We start from the raw sequence: 17,046 nt of genomic DNA, 5'->3' as shown, positions 1-17,046 counted from the left end.
TACAGATGGCTAAGAAACCAGGAAAAGATTTTCGTAGTGCTCAGAGCGGCTTAAGTGAACTAAAGTCGCGCTTATTATTCGTAATTGGTGCACTTTTAGTATTCCGAGCCGGCTCTTTTGTGCCGATCCCTGGTATTGACGCAGCTGTACTTGCCGATTTGTTCGATCAGCAAAAAGGTACCATCGTAGAAATGTTTAACATGTTCTCCGGTGGTGCTCTTGAGCGTGCATCTATATTAGCATTGGGTATCATGCCGTACATTTCGGCATCGATCGTAGTCCAATTGCTAACTGTAGTTCATCCAGCGTTAGCGGAACTCAAGAAAGAGGGTGAAGCAGGCCGTCGTAAGATAAGCCAATATACACGCTACGGCACGCTTGTACTTGCAACATTCCAAGCTATTGGTATCGCAACAGGCTTACCAAACATGGTCGACAATCTGGTTGTTATCAACCAAACCATGTTTACGCTTATTGCTACCGTGAGTTTAGTAACTGGTACCATGTTTTTGATGTGGTTAGGTGAACAAATCACTGAGCGAGGAATCGGTAATGGTATTTCCATTCTGATTTTTGCAGGTATTGTTGCTGGATTGCCTTCTGCAATCGGTCAAACAATCGAGCAAGCGCGTCAAGGTGAATTGCATGTGCTTCTTCTGTTGTTTATCGCGGTATTGTCTTTTGCTGTAATTTACTTCGTGGTTTTCATGGAGCGTGGTCAACGTCGTATCGTCGTTAACTATGCGAAACGTCAACAAGGTCGTAAAGTTTTTGCAGCACAAAGTTCTCACTTGCCACTTAAGATTAATATGGCAGGTGTTATACCAGCGATTTTTGCATCAAGTATTATTTTGTTCCCAGGAACATTAGCGCAGTGGTTTGGTCAAAATGGTGAAAGCAGCGCGTTCGGTTGGTTAACTGACGTGTCATTAGCTCTTAGCCCAGGTCAACCGTTGTATGTAATGCTTTATGCAGCAGCTATAATCTTCTTCTGTTTCTTCTATACAGCGTTGGTGTTTAACCCACGTGAAACAGCTGATAACTTGAAGAAGTCTGGTGCATTCGTACCCGGTATCCGCCCAGGTGAGCAGACAGCGAAATATATCGATAAAGTGATGACTAGACTAACCCTTGCGGGCGCTCTATACATTACTTTTATATGTCTGATTCCTGAATTCATGATGGTCGCGTGGAACGTTCGTTTCTACTTTGGCGGCACTTCCCTACTAATCGTAGTGGTTGTTATCATGGATTTCATGGCACAGGTACAGACTCATCTGATGTCACAACAGTATGATTCTGTGTTAAAGAAAGCGAATCTGAAAGGTTACGGCCGTTAATTCGGTAGTAATTATTTCGATTCCATTTACGGAGTTTAGCAATGAAAGTTCGTGCTTCCGTTAAAAAAATCTGCCGTAACTGTAAAGTTATCAAGCGTAACGGTGTCGTTCGCGTGATTTGCAGTGAGCCAAAGCATAAGCAACGCCAAGGCTAATCAGCAGAAATTTTTACTTGAAATACTAGGTAGAGTCGAGTATATTCCTCGGCCTACCTTTTGCGTGCAAAAGAAGTAGTATGCCGCAGCGTATCCATCACGGGCTTTGCTGCGGATAATTCTTTTATGAACCCCTTAGGAGTGAATAATGGCCCGTATAGCCGGCATTAACATTCCTGATCATAAGCATTCTGTAATTGCACTTACTGCAATTTACGGTATTGGTAAAACTCGCTCTCAAGCTATTCTAGCTGAAGTGGGTATTGCTGAAGATGCTAAGATCAGTGAACTAACTGAAGAGCAGATCGATCAACTGCGTGATGGTGTAGCTAAATACACTGTAGAAGGTGATCTACGTCGTGAAGTATCGATGAACATCAAGCGTCTTATGGACCTTGGCTGTTACCGCGGTCTTCGTCATCGTCGCAGTCTACCACTACGTGGACAGCGTACTAAAACCAACGCTCGCACCCGTAAGGGTCCGCGCAAGCCGATCAAGAAATAGTCGGATAAGGTAGAGTACAATGGCAAAACAACCAACTCGCGCGCGTAAGCGCGTACGCAAGCAAGTAGCTGATGGCGTAGCGCACATTCATGCTTCTTTCAACAACACAATCGTAACTATCACTGACCGCCAAGGCAACGCTCTTGCATGGGCTACAGCAGGTGGTTCAGGTTTCCGTGGTTCTCGTAAATCTACTCCGTTCGCAGCACAAGTTGCAGCTGAGCGTTGTGGTGAAATGGCTAAAGAATATGGCCTAAAGAACTTGGAAGTTATGGTTAAGGGTCCAGGTCCAGGTCGCGAATCTACTGTTCGTGCACTGAACGCTGCTGGTTTCCGTATCACTAACATTGTTGATGCGACACCAATCCCTCATAACGGTTGTCGTCCACCTAAGAAACGTCGCGTTTAAGTTTCGTTTCTAGGAATATTGGAGAAAGATCATGGCAAGATATTTGGGTCCTAAGCTGAAGCTTAGCCGTCGCGAAGGTACTGACTTATTCCTTAAGTCTGGTGTCCGTGCGATCGATACCAAGTGTAAAATTGATAACGCACCAGGTGTACACGGCGCTCGTCGCGGTCGTCTATCTGAGTATGGCGTTCAGCTTCGTGAGAAGCAAAAAGTTCGTCGTATCTACGGCGTTCTAGAAAAACAATTCCGCAACTACTACAAAGAAGCTGCACGTCTTAAAGGCAACACAGGTGCAAACCTGCTTCAGCTTCTTGAAGGTCGTCTTGATAACGTAGTTTACCGTATGGGCTTTGGCGCTACTCGTGCTGAATCTCGTCAACTAGTTAGCCACAAGTCTGTTCTAGTTAACGGTAAAGTTGTAAACGTTCCTTCTTTCAAAGTAGCGGCTAACGACGTTGTTTCTATCCGCGAGAAAGCTAAACAGCAATCTCGTATTAAAGCGGCTCTAGAAGTTGCTGAACAACGTGAAAAGCCAACTTGGATTGAAGTAGATGCTAGCAAAATGGAAGGTACATTCAAGCGTATGCCTGAGCGTTCTGACCTATCAGCTGACATCAATGAACACTTGATCGTCGAACTTTACTCTAAGTAAGGTTAAAAAAAGAGAGGACACAATGCAGGGTTCTGTAACAGAATTTCTTAAGCCGCGTCTTGTTGACATTGAACAGATCAATACGACACACGCGAAAGTAACTCTTGAGCCATTAGAGCGCGGTTTCGGCCACACTCTAGGTAATGCTCTTCGCCGCATTCTTCTATCTTCTATGCCGGGTTGTGCCGTAACAGAAGTTGAAATTGAAGGTGTGCTACACGAATACAGCACTAAAGAAGGCGTTCAGGAAGATATCCTGGAAATCCTTCTAAACCTTAAAGGTTTAGCTGTACGCGTTGCTGAAGGCAAAGATGAAGTGTTTATTACACTGAACAAATCAGGCTCAGGCCCTGTTGTTGCAGGTGACATCACCCACGATGGTGATGTAGAGATCGCTAACCCTGAGCACGTAATTTGTCACCTAACGGATGACAATGCTGAGATCGCTATGCGTATCAAAGTAGAACGTGGTCGTGGTTACGTTCCAGCTTCAGCTCGTATCCATACTGAAGAAGATGAGCGTCCTATCGGTCGTCTATTAGTTGACGCTACTTACAGCCCGGTTGATAAAATCGCCTATGCTGTAGAAGCGGCACGTGTAGAACAACGTACTGATTTAGACAAGCTTGTTATCGATATGGAAACGAACGGTACTCTAGAACCTGAGGAAGCAATCCGTCGTGCAGCTACTATTTTAGCTGAACAACTGGATGCGTTCGTAGATCTTCGTGATGTACGTGTACCTGAGGAGAAGGAAGAGAAGCCAGAATTCGATCCTATCCTACTACGTCCTGTAGACGATCTTGAACTAACAGTTCGCTCTGCTAACTGTTTGAAAGCAGAAGCGATTCACTACATCGGTGATCTTGTACAGCGCACTGAGGTTGAGCTACTTAAAACGCCAAACCTTGGTAAGAAATCTCTTACAGAGATTAAAGATGTGCTTGCTTCACGTGGTCTTTCTCTAGGCATGCGCCTAGAAAACTGGCCACCAGCGTCAATCGCTGAAGATTAATCGAAAAGTTAGAAGGATTAGGTCATGCGCCATCGTAAAAGTGGTCGTCAACTCAACCGCAACAGCAGTCATCGCAAAGCGATGTTCAGCAACATGGCTAGCTCTCTTGTTCGTCACGAAGTTATTAAAACTACCGTGCCTAAAGCAAAAGAACTACGTCGCGTAATTGAGCCATTGATTACCCTAGCTAAGACAGACAGTGTTGCTAACCGTCGTCTTGCATTTGCTCGCACTCGTGATAACGAAGTTGTGGCAAAACTATTTAATGAACTAGGCCCGCGTTTCGCGGCTCGCCAAGGTGGTTACACTCGCATTCTTAAATGTGGTTTCCGTACTGGTGATAAAGCTCCAATGGCTTACATTGAGCTTGTAGACCGCCCAGCTGCTGAAGAAGCTGCTGAGTAATCTATACTAGATTCTTAATACAAAAAGCCGAGCATTAGCTCGGCTTTTTTTGTTTCTATCGAATTGAAAAATTGCACCACGATGTTTGGCATTTTTACTTGCCTGCTCTGCTCTATTTTTTAAAAATATCTCGTATCTCGTATCTCGTATCTCGTATCTCGTATCTCGTATCTCGTATCTCGTATCTCGTATCTCGTATCTCGTATCTCGTATCTCGTATCTCGTATCTCAAATATCTTTTCTTCCACGCGCAAAAAAGAGCACCGAAGTGCCCTTACAATATTCTTCAACTAGTCGCTAATCGCGATGGCCTACTGCCAAATAGCGGCAAGTGAATCCATAAGGCCACTCGTTGCACCTTGTGATTGAAGTGCCTGAAGAATGATTGGTGCAAATGTCGTAACCATTGACGAATCCATACCTAACCCAGCAAACGCACTTTCAACAGCACCTTGTGAGCTTAGAACTGATGATAAGCCAGTCGATTCAAGTGAAGACATTCCAGGAATGAGTGATGCGAGTTCTTTATTGTCTGCTGAGCCAAGTGAATTTTGTGCAAGCGCCAACATTGAACCGATACCGCCAATTGCTTGATCGCTGGTAACAGATGCTTGATCAGCAACGGTATCAGCAAGTGGTGTTGTTTCGTTTTGTTGAGACCACATATTCACTGCTGCCATCAGGGCTGTTTGCGATAGTTGGGAATAGTTGGTATCTGATGTTGAACCGGTTTGTTCAGAGTCGCTAGTGCTAGCGCAAGAGACTACAGCAAGGCTGCTGAGCATAGTGATGAGTATTTTCTTCATTATTCTTCCTTAAGTAATAAAGTAATCGACCTATTCACTATAAACGAAAAACGGCGATGTAGTCACATCGCCGTTGAATTATTTCAATTTTATTTACCTATAGTATTTTGTTTTACTAAAGGTTTTTATAAAAATTAAAGAATAGCTAGAAGTTCTACTTCGAATACTAGAGCAGCAAATGGTGGGATTGCAGCACCTGCGCCACGCTCACCGTATGCTAGATCTTGAGGGATGTATAGCTTCCACTTAGAGCCAACAGGCATCATTTGTAGAGCTTGTACCCAACCTTGAATTACGCCAGTTACTGGGAATTCAGCAGGTTGACCGCGAGATACAGAGCTGTCGAAAACAGTACCGTCAGTTAGTTCGCCGTGGTAGTGAACACGTACTTGCTTGTCTGCAGTAGGGATTTCGCCAGTACCTTCAGTTAGTACTTCGTACTGAAGACCAGACTCAAGAACTGTTACTTCTGAACGAAGAGCGTTGTCAGTTAGGAAAGCTTCGCCGTCAGCTGCTGCTGCTTTAGCTAGTTCTTGACGTGCAGCTTCACCACGAGTGTGTAGCTCTTGTAGTGCGTTGTTGATTTCGTCAACTTCGATAGCTGGCATGTCACCAACTAGAGCTGTTGCGATACCAGCAGCGATTGCGTCAACGTTTAGGCCTTCAAGACCAGAACCAGCAAGTTGTTGGCCCATTTGTAGACCGATACCGTAGCTAGCTTTTTGCTCTACAGTTTCAAATTTTACTTCAGACATGAAAAGTCACTCTTTTTGTCAGTACGAAAAGGGTAAGAATACCAGTATTAGCAGCCTGAATAAACGGCTAGCCCCTGATCACTTACGCTTTAACGTGTCCAAATCACAGCTATGTCAATTTTCTTGCTTTGGTCTCTGTTGTAGCGGAAAGATCTATACTGTTGGTACTTTGGTTTTTATACTGTAGTTATTCAATGTATAGGACGCAGTGGCATGAATCGTCGTCAAAAGAAAAAACAGAAAGTAGACCACTTAGCAGAGTTCAAGGATCGACTGAATCAGGTCAAAGAGAAATTAAGCTCGATCGATATCAAGAAAATAAAAACCTCAACCGTGCAGGCTTGGGGATCATTGCCGAAATTACACCAAAGACTATTGATGGTGATTTCGCCGATCGTATTGATCTTACTTTTTGTGCCGCTACCAGAACCTAAAGTAGACGCAGCCCCAGCAACATCGCGCGTTGAGCTTGAGATAAACACGGTTGGCTTAAGCGAACAGCAAAATGCCAAGAGCAGTTCATCAGAACCGAGTAACAACAACTGGCAGGAGTATCTTGTAAAGCAAGGGGATACGTTAGCGCAGGTTTTTCGAAATAACGACTTACCGTTGTCTGACTTGAACGCGCTAGTGCGTATTGAAGGGGCAGACAAACCACTTAGTCAGATTCGTAAAGGCCAGCTAGTTCGATTCAAACTCGCCGAGACCGGGCAACTAGACATTCTTCAGCTAGAAAAAGGCAACACTTCGGTGATGTTTTTCCGATTGTCTGACGGTGGCTTTGGCCGTAGTAAGTAGCTCAATACTGAGCCTGCGTTAAAGCGTTTCGTCAGATACAGATAGTCGATAGAAAAGAGCTAATGATTAGCTCTTTTTTTTGGTCGCTTGAAAGGTGCAAGCGGTAAGATGATGAGCATAATTCCGATAAAGGTTAACGTATCCGGAATCTCATCAAACCATATAGCGCCTATTATGGCGACAAACACTAAGCCTGAGTATTCAGCCAAGGCAATTTGACTAGAGTGTGCTTTTTGGTAGGCAGCGACCGCAAGTCCGTTGTAGCTTAAGATTAGCGTCGCACTTAATGCTATGTATCCCAAATGTTCCCCAGACACCGGCTGCCAGTATAAGAAGCACAGTACTAATGAGGCTGGAATAGAGAATAAGGTTGTCCACCACAGCGTAGTGACCACCGTTTGCTCACTAGGAAGCTTTCTTACCAATACATTGAATAGTGCGAGGGTGAGTGCTGTACCCAAAGCAAACAGTGCTGCCCAATGAAATTGTGATGGCCTCAAGACAATCAATGCACCAATAAAACCGATAGTGGTGGCGATAACCTTGCCAAGTGCCGGTTGCTCTTTCAGTAGAAACATAGAGAGAGGTAACATCAACAGGGGCGCGACGTAAAATACTGCGTTGGCGGTAGCCAAAGATAAATGGGTAATCGCGACAACCATACATCCACTGCCAATTAGTATCAGCTGTCCGCGTATGATGGTCACTTTGGCTTGCTGTAAGCGTCGTTGTTCCTTTTTTTGCTGTAGCCACAAAGGGGTGATGATGAGCAGAGATATCAACTGTCGGAAAAAAATATACTGAAGAGGCGGTACTTCGCCATTCAACAGTTTTACCGCTACGTCGGAAAGCGAGGCAAACAAGTTACCTGCAACCAACAATAGAATACCGACAGTGATATTCGTCATTACTTTTCAAATCTCATGTCTACATGCGGAATATCGTCTTCCAGATACATCTCAGAGATAGTTTCGAACCCGTGATTCGCATAGAAGTTTTCTAGGTGTTGTTGCGCGCCAATATCGATGGTCTTGCTCGGCCAAAGAGTCTCACAGCGTGTTAACGCTTCTTTGATCAATTGATGACCCAAGCCATCACCTCTTGCTGATTGCTTGGTCGCCACTCGGCCGATGCTGGTATTGTCGTAAGAAGTACCTGGTGGTAACAAACGGGCACACGCCACTAGCTCTGCATCAGCATAGCCAAGCAAGTGTTCAACACCTGCGAGTGTATCTTTACCATCGAGCTCTGGATAAGGGCAATTTTGCTCAACAACGAACACATCGACTCGTAATCTAAGTAATTGATAAAGCTGTTGTGTTGAAAGTTCAGAGAAGGGAATTGAGTGCCAAGTGATCATGTTTACATCCAGAGATTATCGATGCTCTGAATGTACTATGTGCGATGATTGTTGGCATTAACTATTGTTAATTCGACCTTTGATTCTGCTCAGGCTGATCGCGGTTATACCGAGGTAAGCCGCAATTTGATTGTCGTTCAAGCGCTGTTCAAGGTCGGGGTAATGTTCGCAGAACAGTTGGTAGCGTTGCTCTGGGGTATAAAGCAACATAAAGCGTTCTTTGTTTTCCTTGTGCATGAGCTGAGTTTCTAACAGCTTTAAATACAGAGGGTTATTTGATGCACGCCACTCGATAACCGCATTCATTGGCAGTTCTAACATTGTGATGGGTGTGAGCGTTTCTAGTAGGTAAGGGGACGCTTGGTTCTTTATCAAACTCTCAAAGCCGATGATCCAGTCTTGTTCCCAGTAGAATTCTTTGCTGTATTGCTTACCGTCATTAGTGAGATAACAAGCGTGGCATAAGCCTTCAAGTACAAAGTAGATCGAACTCGCCATCTCACCTTGATTGATCAGGATGTGTCGGGTTGGTAGCTCAAGCGGCTTCGCGACAGCTAATAGAGATTCAATCTGACTCTCAGAGAAGTCAAAGCTTTGTAGTTGTTCGATAAAAGAGGTGTGCATGAAAATAACCTAACCCAAATAAGTGCCGAAATCATCGCACTTATTTGTGGAGAGGTACAGAGCAGGCTAAATCAACGTCGAGCGTGCTGTTCTAGATAATCTTGAGCGAGGTCTCTGCCCATGTATTTGCCTAGGGTTTTCAATGGTACTTTCTTAAGATTAACCACAATCAAGCCATCCAAGGCATCATTAAACGATGGATCGACGTTAAAGCACACAAGTTTACCGTTCATCCCTAAGTATTGGCGTAGCAGTACCGGTAGGCCTTTCCCTTGCTCCATACGTGCTAACACTTTAGAGAGCAGAGGAACACTCGCCAATGACGATAGCAGGTGATTCTGCCAGAACACATTATTACTGGTATTGAGTGGTGACGAAGGAGAAACCAGGTTCGCCTTTTGTTCATCGTAATGGTGTATGGATAAGGTCGTCGCAATCAACAGACGCGCATTATGACTGTAATCATTACTGATACTGACAGGGCCGAATAGGTGAGTGTATTGAGGGTGACGATACACGAAGGCCGCGATACCTTTCCACAATAGTAATAGTGAGTTAAGGCTCTTTTGATAAGGCTTGCTTACTACAGAACGCCCAAGCTCGATACTGTTGTCTAAGGTATCGATGAATTCTTGATTGTAGTTAAACAGGCTACGAGAGTAGAGCTTATCAAGCCCGTGCTCAGCGATGAGCTTGTCGACCATACCAAGTCGGTATGCACCCACTAATTCAGCCTTGGTTTTATTCCAAACAAACAGTTGGTGGTAGTAAAGGTCATACTCATCTAAATCACAGGCAAGCCCGCTGCCTTCTCCGACTTCTCGGAAACTCTCTTCTCTAACTCGACCAATTTCGCGCATTAAGTTAGGAATAGATTGGCTTGGCGTACAGTAGACCTCGAAGTCCCCTTGCTCAAGTAACTTCATCTCTTCAGGAAGAGAACCGACCTCTATTGCCAACACTTCTGGTGGAATCGGCGCAATCACTTGAGTGTCAAAAGAGGGCGCGTGGATTGGCGTATTCGGACTATCTTGTTGACTCATTAGGTAGGTATTGAGTCGTAGGTAATTGACGATATCCATCTCTTTTTCAAACGATTTGATCTCTGAATACGGAATCGAAGAGCCAATCGAGATAGAGATAGTCGTCGCCTGTTTATTAAGAAGTTCACGGCCAAGTAAAGCCGTTCTCAGTAGTGGGTGAACACGGCCCGCTTGGTAGAAAAGCTCACTGTTCTTGCCATTGATAAAGATAGGCACCGTGGTGGCTTGGTGACGCTTAACAAACTTTGCGACTGATTTGCTCCACTCGATGTCTGTTAGTGTCTTGGCCCCTTTACGGTAACTCGATACTTCGCCAGCAGGGAACACAATCAAGAGTCCACCGTCTGCTAAATGACGATTGGCATCTCGAATAGCTTTAGCATTGGTGCGTTTCGATTCTTTACTGTTAAAGACATCGACCCCAATGAAAAGATCATCCAGTTCAGGCAGTCGCTTGAGCAACTCATTGGCCAACACCTTCACATCCTTTCTTACCGATCCTACGAGATCAGCAAGGATCACGCCTTCAATCGCACCAAGTGGGTGGTTAGCCACAATGACTACTGGCCCTTGTTCGGGAATATTATCAGTGGCGCCTGCTGAAACGGAATAGTCGATATTCAATGCTGACAAGGTGTGATGCATGAATTCAAAGCTAGATAACTCATCAGGTCTATCTTGATAGAGCTTATCTAGCTTAGATAGCCCAGTTGCCCACTCGACAACAGACTCACCTAAACCAAAAGGCGTGTAACGTGGTAAACGAAAAGGACTATCAATCATAATGAAGCTACCTTATTGACTAAAGTTGTTTAGGAAACCGTCTTGATTCTTGAAATCTTTTACACTTAAAAATGCACCGCAAAGCCATACTAGGCATGCCATGCCAAACAGTAATCCGCCGTCATAACCGACAATTTCACCCGCTGCGTTAAACTCAGGCATTTGAATACCGAGCGGCGTAAACAGATGGAAAAATATCGCGCCACTCATAATCCCCACACTCATGATGGCACCCAGACCATGCCAACGAGTAAACAGCAAAATGGCCGCAATCAATTCAGCGAACCCAATCAAGTAGCCGCCAAATGAACCGAACCAACTTAAGCCAGACCATGTCGCCAAGGTGCCAAAGATATGCTCAGTCTCGTATGAGCCTGTGAACTTAAAAAACAGCGACTGAACAAATACGAAAGCGATAAATGCCGCAGGAATATGTTTAGCTGGAGTGAATGTCATGGTTATTCCCTTATTTGATCAGTTGTGGCCAAACGGTGTCGGCTTTTTGAATATGCTGTGCTCGATCTTGTTCCCAACGCTGTTTAATCTCTTGGTTATAGTTGAGGTAAAGCTTGTTATCAACAATTGTCCATTGGTTCGGGTCACCGGGTGCAAAGTCACTTTTTGCTGAAACAGCCCAAGCGCAATAACCCCCATATTGAGGGGCATATTTTTCAGGATTATTAACAAATAAAGTCAGATTCTTTTCAGAAGAGAAATACCAGTCCGCGCCTTTGTACTCGGTGCTGAATTTGTTACTGCCTTCGATGGGCTTGCCTGAAGTGAAATAAGCCACAGTGTCGTAGCCATCGAGCGCCTTACTGCTAAAGAATCCTGTGTAGATTTCATCGGCGGCAAATACGTACGGGCTAACAAGTAGCATGACCATGGTTAATAGTTTTCTCATGATGGACTCCATCTATAGATTGATTACGGGTGATAAATCGAAGGTAAAGCGCTGTTGATTTATCTGGCATGGCTTAATGGGTTCACAAGGCGAGCCGGGTGCATAAAACATCGAGGCTTGGCCGTGTAGATTGCGTAAGTGTGTAAAGCTCACCGTATGTGCGTCTTCACGATGCATACAGGTCGCTAAATGAGGCTGTTCGCTATGATGGTGAGAGTGAAATTGAAGTAAGTTCTGCTGATTCTTACCTGTTGTCATAAGCTGATCGTATTTTGCTTGTCGGTAGGCTTGTACTCGCTCTAAATCAACACCGGATGAGAAGAGTGGAGAATCAGTGTCGACGATGTGCTGTTGAATACCATCCCACATGTAGGCGATAACCAAACCATTGTTCTGAGTTAAATTCGGCGCGAAAGCCAACAAGGTAAATGGAGCAAAAGAGTGCAGGTCGAGCTGATGAAATGCTTCAGAGAGCTGACTGATGTTACGACTCGATGATAGATTCTTGAGTAACAAACCACGGCTGACTAAAGATCCAACAGGTACTATGCCTTGATAGTTATTGAGTAGGCATAGCGAAAGCCCGAACTCATTGATACTGATCCAGCTACCACCGCCAGTTGGGTCGAGTGGCATGATGATATCGACACCGTTGACTCGATACTGTTTAGGCGGCATTGCTAGTGCTCGCGTCTTTTGTTCGTCACGGTTAAAAAAGACCTGATAACCATTTTCTTCAAGCAGCCAAGATACTGAACACATGATTATTGCTCCCTCAGATAGCTGCTGGTGGTTGGGGCATAACCAAAGGTATTGCATGTTTCGACATCAAGAAAGGTCGTGATCACTTTGATCATCGCATAGTGATGATTGGCATGCAGAGCAGCAAAGGTGACCTCTCTTTCTAACGTAGAAGGCAGGCTGGCGAATACTTGTGTATCCATTGAAACTTCGGTTTGGATCATGATAGGCGCTTCGAGATCTCTGCGGTCTAATCGTTCAAGCCAGTTGATCACATAATGGATCTCTTTTACTGCAATTGAGCGGTCGTATTCGACGGGATGACCACGACGACGAGTGTTGTAATCAACGGTCGCATTCTCTTTTAAGATTAAGGCGTGAAAAAGATCGAGCGTGTGACGAGTATGCTCACCAATAGAGCTTGTGACATGCGGCTTTGCTCGTGTCAGATAGTCGCTGTCAGATATCGCTAACAAAAACTCTAGACCCTGATTCAATATTTCTACCGCTCCCTTGATACTAGGAGAGAAAGAAGTGAGGGCGCTCGGTTGGGCTATGGGGTTCATTCATGGTCCTCGTACAAAGTTAGTCAGTGGTCGGATATTGTTGAACAAGACGTCGCTCTTCTTGCCACGCAGCGAATAAGCTCTTGAAAGAGGGAGTCTTATGGCCTCGTTGTTTTTGCTGAGCGCCAATATCAAAAAGAATGCGGTATTGCAGAAGTAGCGTAGAAAATATCTCTCGCAGCGGTGTGTTGCGATCCCAGATATGCCCAGCCTCACTGCTTGCGCCATTGACCTCAAGGATCGTGAAATCCTCGCCGTTCATTAGGCTGTGCATGTCTTTAAACTTGACGTCGAGTCGGCCAAAATGAAAACCATCGAAGTCATCGAATATCTCGTCTAAACGTTCAGTTAAAGCCTGAGTAATGTATTGATTGCCATCGCGGAAGATGCAGCCACGGCTATGGCTACCTGCGAACGCGAGTTGGAACTCTTCGCCCTCTGCGAGCACTTGATCCAATTTATCTTCATGCCTTGGTAGATACAGGTGGCTGAGTTGCCCAGCACGCGGGCTATTTTCAATTAACTGCTTGAGTGTCGACTTGCCATCACCCATCACCATTGGCGCATATTTGAGTGTGATCGAGATGATCTCGCCTTGCTTTTTGTTTGGGTAACGAACATAGAAAACGCCAGCTTCTGCCTGATAAGGCGCCTTTTCTTGCAGTAGAAAGCGAGCATTATTTGGGAAAGATTCAACATATTGCTCAAGTTGATCTTGTGTGTTGATCAGCTTGACGCCAACGCCTCGACAGCCAAGATCTGGTTTCGCTACAATCGGGAAATCAAGATCGGATTGTATGAGTGCGCTGCGTGCATCTTCAGCTTGTTTCTTACCGCTGAGATCCGTTTTGGTGAGGGTGATAAACGGAGAGATCCAACGCTGACTTGAAGATCCGGCAAGGCTTAATATCTCGTGTTTTGATTCGCCTACCATACCGCTTAACTTGATGCTTGGGTTGGCGATGAGCGGCAGTGCCCAGTCAAAGTGCCGTAACCCTTGCATCAGGCTTTGAATCACGACTGGCGTGTAGAAGAACCAAGTCGGAAGAAACTCATAAGGAGAGACACTGCGCACGGTATCTTTTTCAAGCAAAGGCATGCCTGCATTGATTTGATGTGCGGGAATGATGCGAATATCTTGCGGTGAACTCATGATAATCCTCTAGAGTAGGTTTTATGCATTAATCGATTACCGATAAACAGTAAAGCGATGGCACACGGGATAACGATCCATTGATATTCAGAGGCTTGCAGCCACGCTGATGTCCCTAAATAGTAGATGGCAGAGAAGACAATGCCAGTCCAGATCGCGGTGGCGCTGATGACAGCAAACAAGAAAGTAGGCAGTGGGATGGCGAAAAAGCCACTTAAGGTAAACCCGACGGTGCGAAGCCCTGGAATAAAGCGGATAACAAAAAGGCTGCTGAATGCGTTCTGACGTAATTTGGTACGAAGCGAACGAAAGTATTTATTCGTGAGGGCTTTATATCGAACACCTCGGAAATAACGTCCTGACTTCCCTAAGTAATAAAGACCGAGATCACCCGTGGCAATACCGATGAAAATAGCAAGCAGCGCATATTGAGGAAGTATTAGACCTTGAGTCGCGATACCTGCCGCCGTAACAATCGCAAGATCTTCAAGCAGGTAAGAAAGCGCGATGATGCCAAGCATCAGCCATAGCAGCGACTCCTCTCCTGAATGTAACCATGCTTGAATGCTCTCGACGGTGCTCATCAAATGTCCTTATCTATCCTATAGATGAATGGCTTATTGGCCATTCATTGAGTGTAGTAAATTAAATAGACAGGAGGAGCAGAGAAAAACTTACAGCTGATTAGTGTTTTTTTGTGTTGGATTTATTCAATTGGTGGTTTGAGTCGTGCTGTTTGACTGCTGTTTGACTGCTGTTTGACTGCTGTTTGACTGCTGCTTTGAAGCTAAAGGCGTGGCATTTGGAAGCGGGTTGAATGAGAGTTTGTCGTTCGAAAATTAGGGCTTTGGGCTGAACATTTAGAAGAAAAGAAAAAGGCTGAGTCGTTAAACTCAGCCTTTCAGAACGTTAACTATGGATTACTTAAGCAATCTATTTAGTTAGGTCAATCTGGTAAACAGCAAAACCAACATCGTCAGTCGCAACACGTTTCATCGGGTATTGACCCTTTTCTTTGATGAACTCTGCTGCTTTGTCGCTTGGAGATGTTTCAAAGCGGATATCTAGCTTGTTATCCGTTTTGATTGGTGCAAATGACCAATTGTTATCCGCGCTTGGGCTCACTTGACCTTGCTCTTTGCTTACGCGAGAGATGTAGTTTGCAAGAACAGTACGGTTCTCATCTGGTGCATCAAATGCGATGAAGTCTTCACCTGTGCCTGGGAACTTAGCGCTGTATGCACGGTAGTTGTTGGTTGCGATCAGGAAGTCTTGCTTCATGTCGATTGGCTTACCTTGGTAAGTTAGGCCAACAATACGCTGTGAGTCAGGGTTAACCACTTTACAGTTTGCATCGTATTTAGCAGGTTGAGTTACGTCGATTTGGTAATCAACACCGTCGATAACATCGAAGTTGTAAGTACGGAAATTATCCCACTCGATCAACTGTTGTGGTGCTGTTGAGTTAACATCCACTTGGTTGAACTGACCAGCAGAGCACTCGAGCCACTCTTTTACTTCGTGACCTGTTACCTTCATCGCAACTAGCGTGTTCGGGTAAAGGTACAAGTCAGCTGCGTTACGGAATGTCAGTTGACCAGATTCAACTTCAGTGAAGTTCGCTGGGTCATTCTTACGGCCACCGGCCTTGAATGGTGCAGCTGCTGAAAGTACTGGCGTACCATCTAGGTCAGGGTCACCTTGGATGAACTGTTCAACGTAATCTTTCTGTGCAAGGTTAACGATTTGAACTGTTGGATCGTCTTGTACTAGAGACAAGAAGCTGTACATCACATCGTCTGCTTTACCAATCGGTTGGTTAACAAACTCACGAGTACCAGCGTGGTCTTTTTCTAGTGCTGTTACGATGCCTTCATCAGCTGCAGCAAGAGATTTCTTCTCTATTTTGTCGTAGATAGGGCGCGCTTCTGATTGGCCTTTAACAACTTCCCACTTACCGTCTTTTTGTGCAAGTGTTAGATCCATAACACCAACGTGGCTACCCCAACGACCTGGCATTACTGCCGCAACGCCGTTCATTGTGCCCGTTTCGTTGTCGATGCCTTGAATGTCATCAAAACCTTTACCTGGGAAAACTGCGTGGGAGTGGCCGAATGCGATCGCATCGATGCCGTCTACTTCAGATAGGTAGAACGTTGAGTTCTCTTCGCCATTTTTGTATGGGTCAGTTGATACGCCTGAGTGAGGGATAGCAACGATAACCTCTGCACCTTCCGCTTTCATTTGAGGCACTAACTCGTTAGCCGTCTCAATGATATCGCGAGCGATCACTTTACCTTCAAGGTTCTTCTTATCCCACGTCATGATTTGTGGTGGAACAAAACCGATGTAACCCACTTTTACTTCGTGCTCTACGCCAGCAGTATCTTCGAACGTGTGCGTCTTGATGATATAAGGCGTGAAGTAGTGTTCTTTGGTTTCTGCGTCGTAAACGTTAGCACTGATGTACGGGAAATCAGCGTCGTTGATCGATTCTTCTAGGAACTCAAGACCGTAGTTGAATTCGTGGTTACCTAGGTTTGCAGCGTCGTAGCTTAGTTGGTTCATAGCTTTGTATGCAGGGTGAACTTCGCCCGCTTCGATGCCTTTGTCTGCCATGTAGTCACCCATTGGGCTACCTTGCAGCAAGTCACCGTTATCAACTAATACGCTGTTGGTTACTTCGCTTTGAGCTTCTTTTACTAGAGTTGCAGTACGTGCTAAGCCAATTTTTTTCGATGGCTTGTCTTTGTAGTAGTCGTAATCCATTAGGTTGGTATGGATATCCGTCGTTTCTACGACACGTAATTTAATCACTTCATCGGTATCTGGTGTTGTTGTGCAGCCTGCTAAAGTCAAACCAAGACCCGCAAGTACAGCCAATGACAAAGGTTTCATTGCAACTTTCATTTTGTAGCTCCAAAGTGGATAGTAGAAAATTCGTTGCGTAATGTAACAAAACCGAATGAAACAATGATTACAACGAATGTTAATTCGTGACTTAGATCGATTACTTTATGGTGTTCTGCAAG

At 45.0% G+C, this 17,046-nt stretch carries 21 protein-coding genes; 8 read left to right on the top strand and 13 right to left on the bottom strand.

Translation table 11 applies throughout. From position 1 onward, the window contains the following. The first annotated feature begins 5 nt into the window (after nucleotides 1–5). The 7 genes from secY to rplQ all read left to right on the top strand — a co-directional run bounded on the left by secY (nucleotide 6) and on the right by rplQ (nucleotide 4,481). Nucleotides 6–1,340, top strand: a complete 1,335-nt coding sequence (secY, locus tag L3V36_RS16275) for a preprotein translocase subunit SecY (protein WP_004736759.1) — start codon at nucleotides 6–8, stop codon at nucleotides 1,338–1,340. A 41-nt stretch (nucleotides 1,341–1,381) separates the two neighbouring features. Next, nucleotides 1,382–1,495, top strand: a complete 114-nt coding sequence (rpmJ, locus tag L3V36_RS16270; protein WP_000868186.1) for a 50S ribosomal protein L36 — start codon at nucleotides 1,382–1,384, stop codon at nucleotides 1,493–1,495. 148 nt (nucleotides 1,496–1,643) lie between these two features. Then, entirely contained in the window at nucleotides 1,644–2,000 is a 357-nt protein-coding gene (gene rpsM / locus L3V36_RS16265) for a 30S ribosomal protein S13 (protein WP_004738779.1), read from the top strand. 19 nt (nucleotides 2,001–2,019) lie between these two features. Next, nucleotides 2,020–2,409 (top strand): 30S ribosomal protein S11, encoded by a 390-nt coding sequence (gene rpsK / locus L3V36_RS16260; protein WP_004738778.1) that lies wholly within the window; start codon nucleotides 2,020–2,022, stop codon nucleotides 2,407–2,409. Nucleotides 2,410–2,440: 31 nt separating this feature from the next. Further along, nucleotides 2,441–3,061, top strand: coding sequence for a 30S ribosomal protein S4 (rpsD, locus tag L3V36_RS16255; RefSeq protein ID WP_004729814.1), 621 nt, complete (start codon nucleotides 2,441–2,443; stop codon nucleotides 3,059–3,061). A gap of 22 nt (nucleotides 3,062–3,083) precedes the next feature. Beyond that, nucleotides 3,084–4,076: a DNA-directed RNA polymerase subunit alpha gene (gene rpoA / locus L3V36_RS16250; protein WP_004729813.1), complete on the top strand. Its 993-nt coding sequence runs from the start codon at nucleotides 3,084–3,086 to the stop codon at nucleotides 4,074–4,076. Between the two features lie 24 nt (nucleotides 4,077–4,100). Beyond that, nucleotides 4,101–4,481 (top strand): 50S ribosomal protein L17, encoded by a 381-nt coding sequence (gene rplQ, locus L3V36_RS16245; RefSeq protein ID WP_004729812.1) that lies wholly within the window; start codon nucleotides 4,101–4,103, stop codon nucleotides 4,479–4,481. Between the two features lie 311 nt (nucleotides 4,482–4,792). Here the strand turns inward: rplQ and L3V36_RS16240 are convergent, their stop codons facing one another. Together L3V36_RS16240 and L3V36_RS16235 are read right to left on the bottom strand one after the other, a co-directional pair. Beyond that, nucleotides 4,793–5,287 (bottom strand): DUF2780 domain-containing protein, encoded by a 495-nt coding sequence (locus L3V36_RS16240; protein WP_017083776.1) that lies wholly within the window; start codon nucleotides 5,285–5,287, stop codon nucleotides 4,793–4,795. Between the two features lie 134 nt (nucleotides 5,288–5,421). Continuing rightward, complete coding sequence (locus tag L3V36_RS16235) at nucleotides 5,422–6,042, bottom strand: FKBP-type peptidyl-prolyl cis-trans isomerase (RefSeq protein ID WP_017078817.1); 621 nt, start codon at nucleotides 6,040–6,042, stop codon at nucleotides 5,422–5,424. Between the two features lie 213 nt (nucleotides 6,043–6,255). Between L3V36_RS16235 and L3V36_RS16230 the strand changes: the two genes are divergently transcribed. Continuing rightward, nucleotides 6,256–6,840, top strand: coding sequence for a LysM-like peptidoglycan-binding domain-containing protein (locus L3V36_RS16230; protein WP_208775135.1), 585 nt, complete (start codon nucleotides 6,256–6,258; stop codon nucleotides 6,838–6,840). Nucleotides 6,841–6,899: 59 nt separating this feature from the next. On the opposite strand, the gene L3V36_RS16225 is transcribed toward L3V36_RS16230, so the two are convergent. The 11 genes from L3V36_RS16225 to L3V36_RS16175 form a co-directional block, all read right to left on the bottom strand. Beyond that, a complete protein-coding gene (locus L3V36_RS16225; RefSeq protein ID WP_102495618.1) occupies nucleotides 6,900–7,748 on the bottom strand; it encodes a DMT family transporter in 849 nt (282 codons plus the stop codon). Further along, complete coding sequence (locus L3V36_RS16220; protein ID WP_102492158.1) at nucleotides 7,748–8,200, bottom strand: GNAT family N-acetyltransferase; 453 nt, start codon at nucleotides 8,198–8,200, stop codon at nucleotides 7,748–7,750. The genes L3V36_RS16225 and L3V36_RS16220 overlap by 1 nt, the downstream gene beginning before the upstream one ends. Nucleotides 8,201–8,257: 57 nt before the next feature. Further along, nucleotides 8,258–8,824, bottom strand: a complete 567-nt coding sequence (locus L3V36_RS16215) for a Crp/Fnr family transcriptional regulator (RefSeq protein ID WP_004735262.1) — start codon at nucleotides 8,822–8,824, stop codon at nucleotides 8,258–8,260. Between the two features lie 71 nt (nucleotides 8,825–8,895). Continuing rightward, a complete protein-coding gene (locus tag L3V36_RS16210; protein ID WP_017089940.1) occupies nucleotides 8,896–10,650 on the bottom strand; it encodes a lysophospholipid acyltransferase family protein in 1,755 nt (584 codons plus the stop codon). A gap of 12 nt (nucleotides 10,651–10,662) precedes the next feature. Then, nucleotides 10,663–11,106 (bottom strand): hypothetical protein, encoded by a 444-nt coding sequence (locus tag L3V36_RS16205; RefSeq protein ID WP_004735264.1) that lies wholly within the window; start codon nucleotides 11,104–11,106, stop codon nucleotides 10,663–10,665. Between the two features lie 10 nt (nucleotides 11,107–11,116). Beyond that, nucleotides 11,117–11,554: a YHS domain-containing (seleno)protein gene (locus L3V36_RS16200; RefSeq protein ID WP_208775137.1), complete on the bottom strand. Its 438-nt coding sequence runs from the start codon at nucleotides 11,552–11,554 to the stop codon at nucleotides 11,117–11,119. 12 nt (nucleotides 11,555–11,566) lie between these two features. Further along, nucleotides 11,567–12,316 (bottom strand): NRDE family protein, encoded by a 750-nt coding sequence (locus tag L3V36_RS16195; protein WP_208775138.1) that lies wholly within the window; start codon nucleotides 12,314–12,316, stop codon nucleotides 11,567–11,569. Between the two features lie 2 nt (nucleotides 12,317–12,318). Continuing rightward, a complete protein-coding gene (locus tag L3V36_RS16190; RefSeq protein WP_017083769.1) occupies nucleotides 12,319–12,861 on the bottom strand; it encodes a hypothetical protein in 543 nt (180 codons plus the stop codon). A gap of 19 nt (nucleotides 12,862–12,880) precedes the next feature. After that, nucleotides 12,881–14,014, bottom strand: coding sequence for an ATP-grasp domain-containing protein (locus L3V36_RS16185; RefSeq protein ID WP_017083768.1), 1,134 nt, complete (start codon nucleotides 14,012–14,014; stop codon nucleotides 12,881–12,883). Then, a complete protein-coding gene (locus L3V36_RS16180; protein WP_208775140.1) occupies nucleotides 14,011–14,598 on the bottom strand; it encodes a DedA family protein in 588 nt (195 codons plus the stop codon). Before L3V36_RS16180 ends, L3V36_RS16185 begins: the two co-directional genes overlap by 4 nt. 349 nt (nucleotides 14,599–14,947) lie before the next feature. Beyond that, nucleotides 14,948–16,924, bottom strand: a complete 1,977-nt coding sequence (locus L3V36_RS16175) for a bifunctional 2',3'-cyclic-nucleotide 2'-phosphodiesterase/3'-nucleotidase (protein ID WP_017069395.1) — start codon at nucleotides 16,922–16,924, stop codon at nucleotides 14,948–14,950. Nucleotides 16,925–17,046 lie beyond the last annotated feature (122 nt).

The sequence above is a fragment of the Vibrio sp. G-C-1 genome (genome assembly GCF_021728015.1).
GTDB lineage: Bacteria > Pseudomonadota > Gammaproteobacteria > Enterobacterales > Vibrionaceae > Vibrio > Vibrio splendidus.
This window is presented reverse-complemented; position numbering and strand designations above follow the sequence as displayed.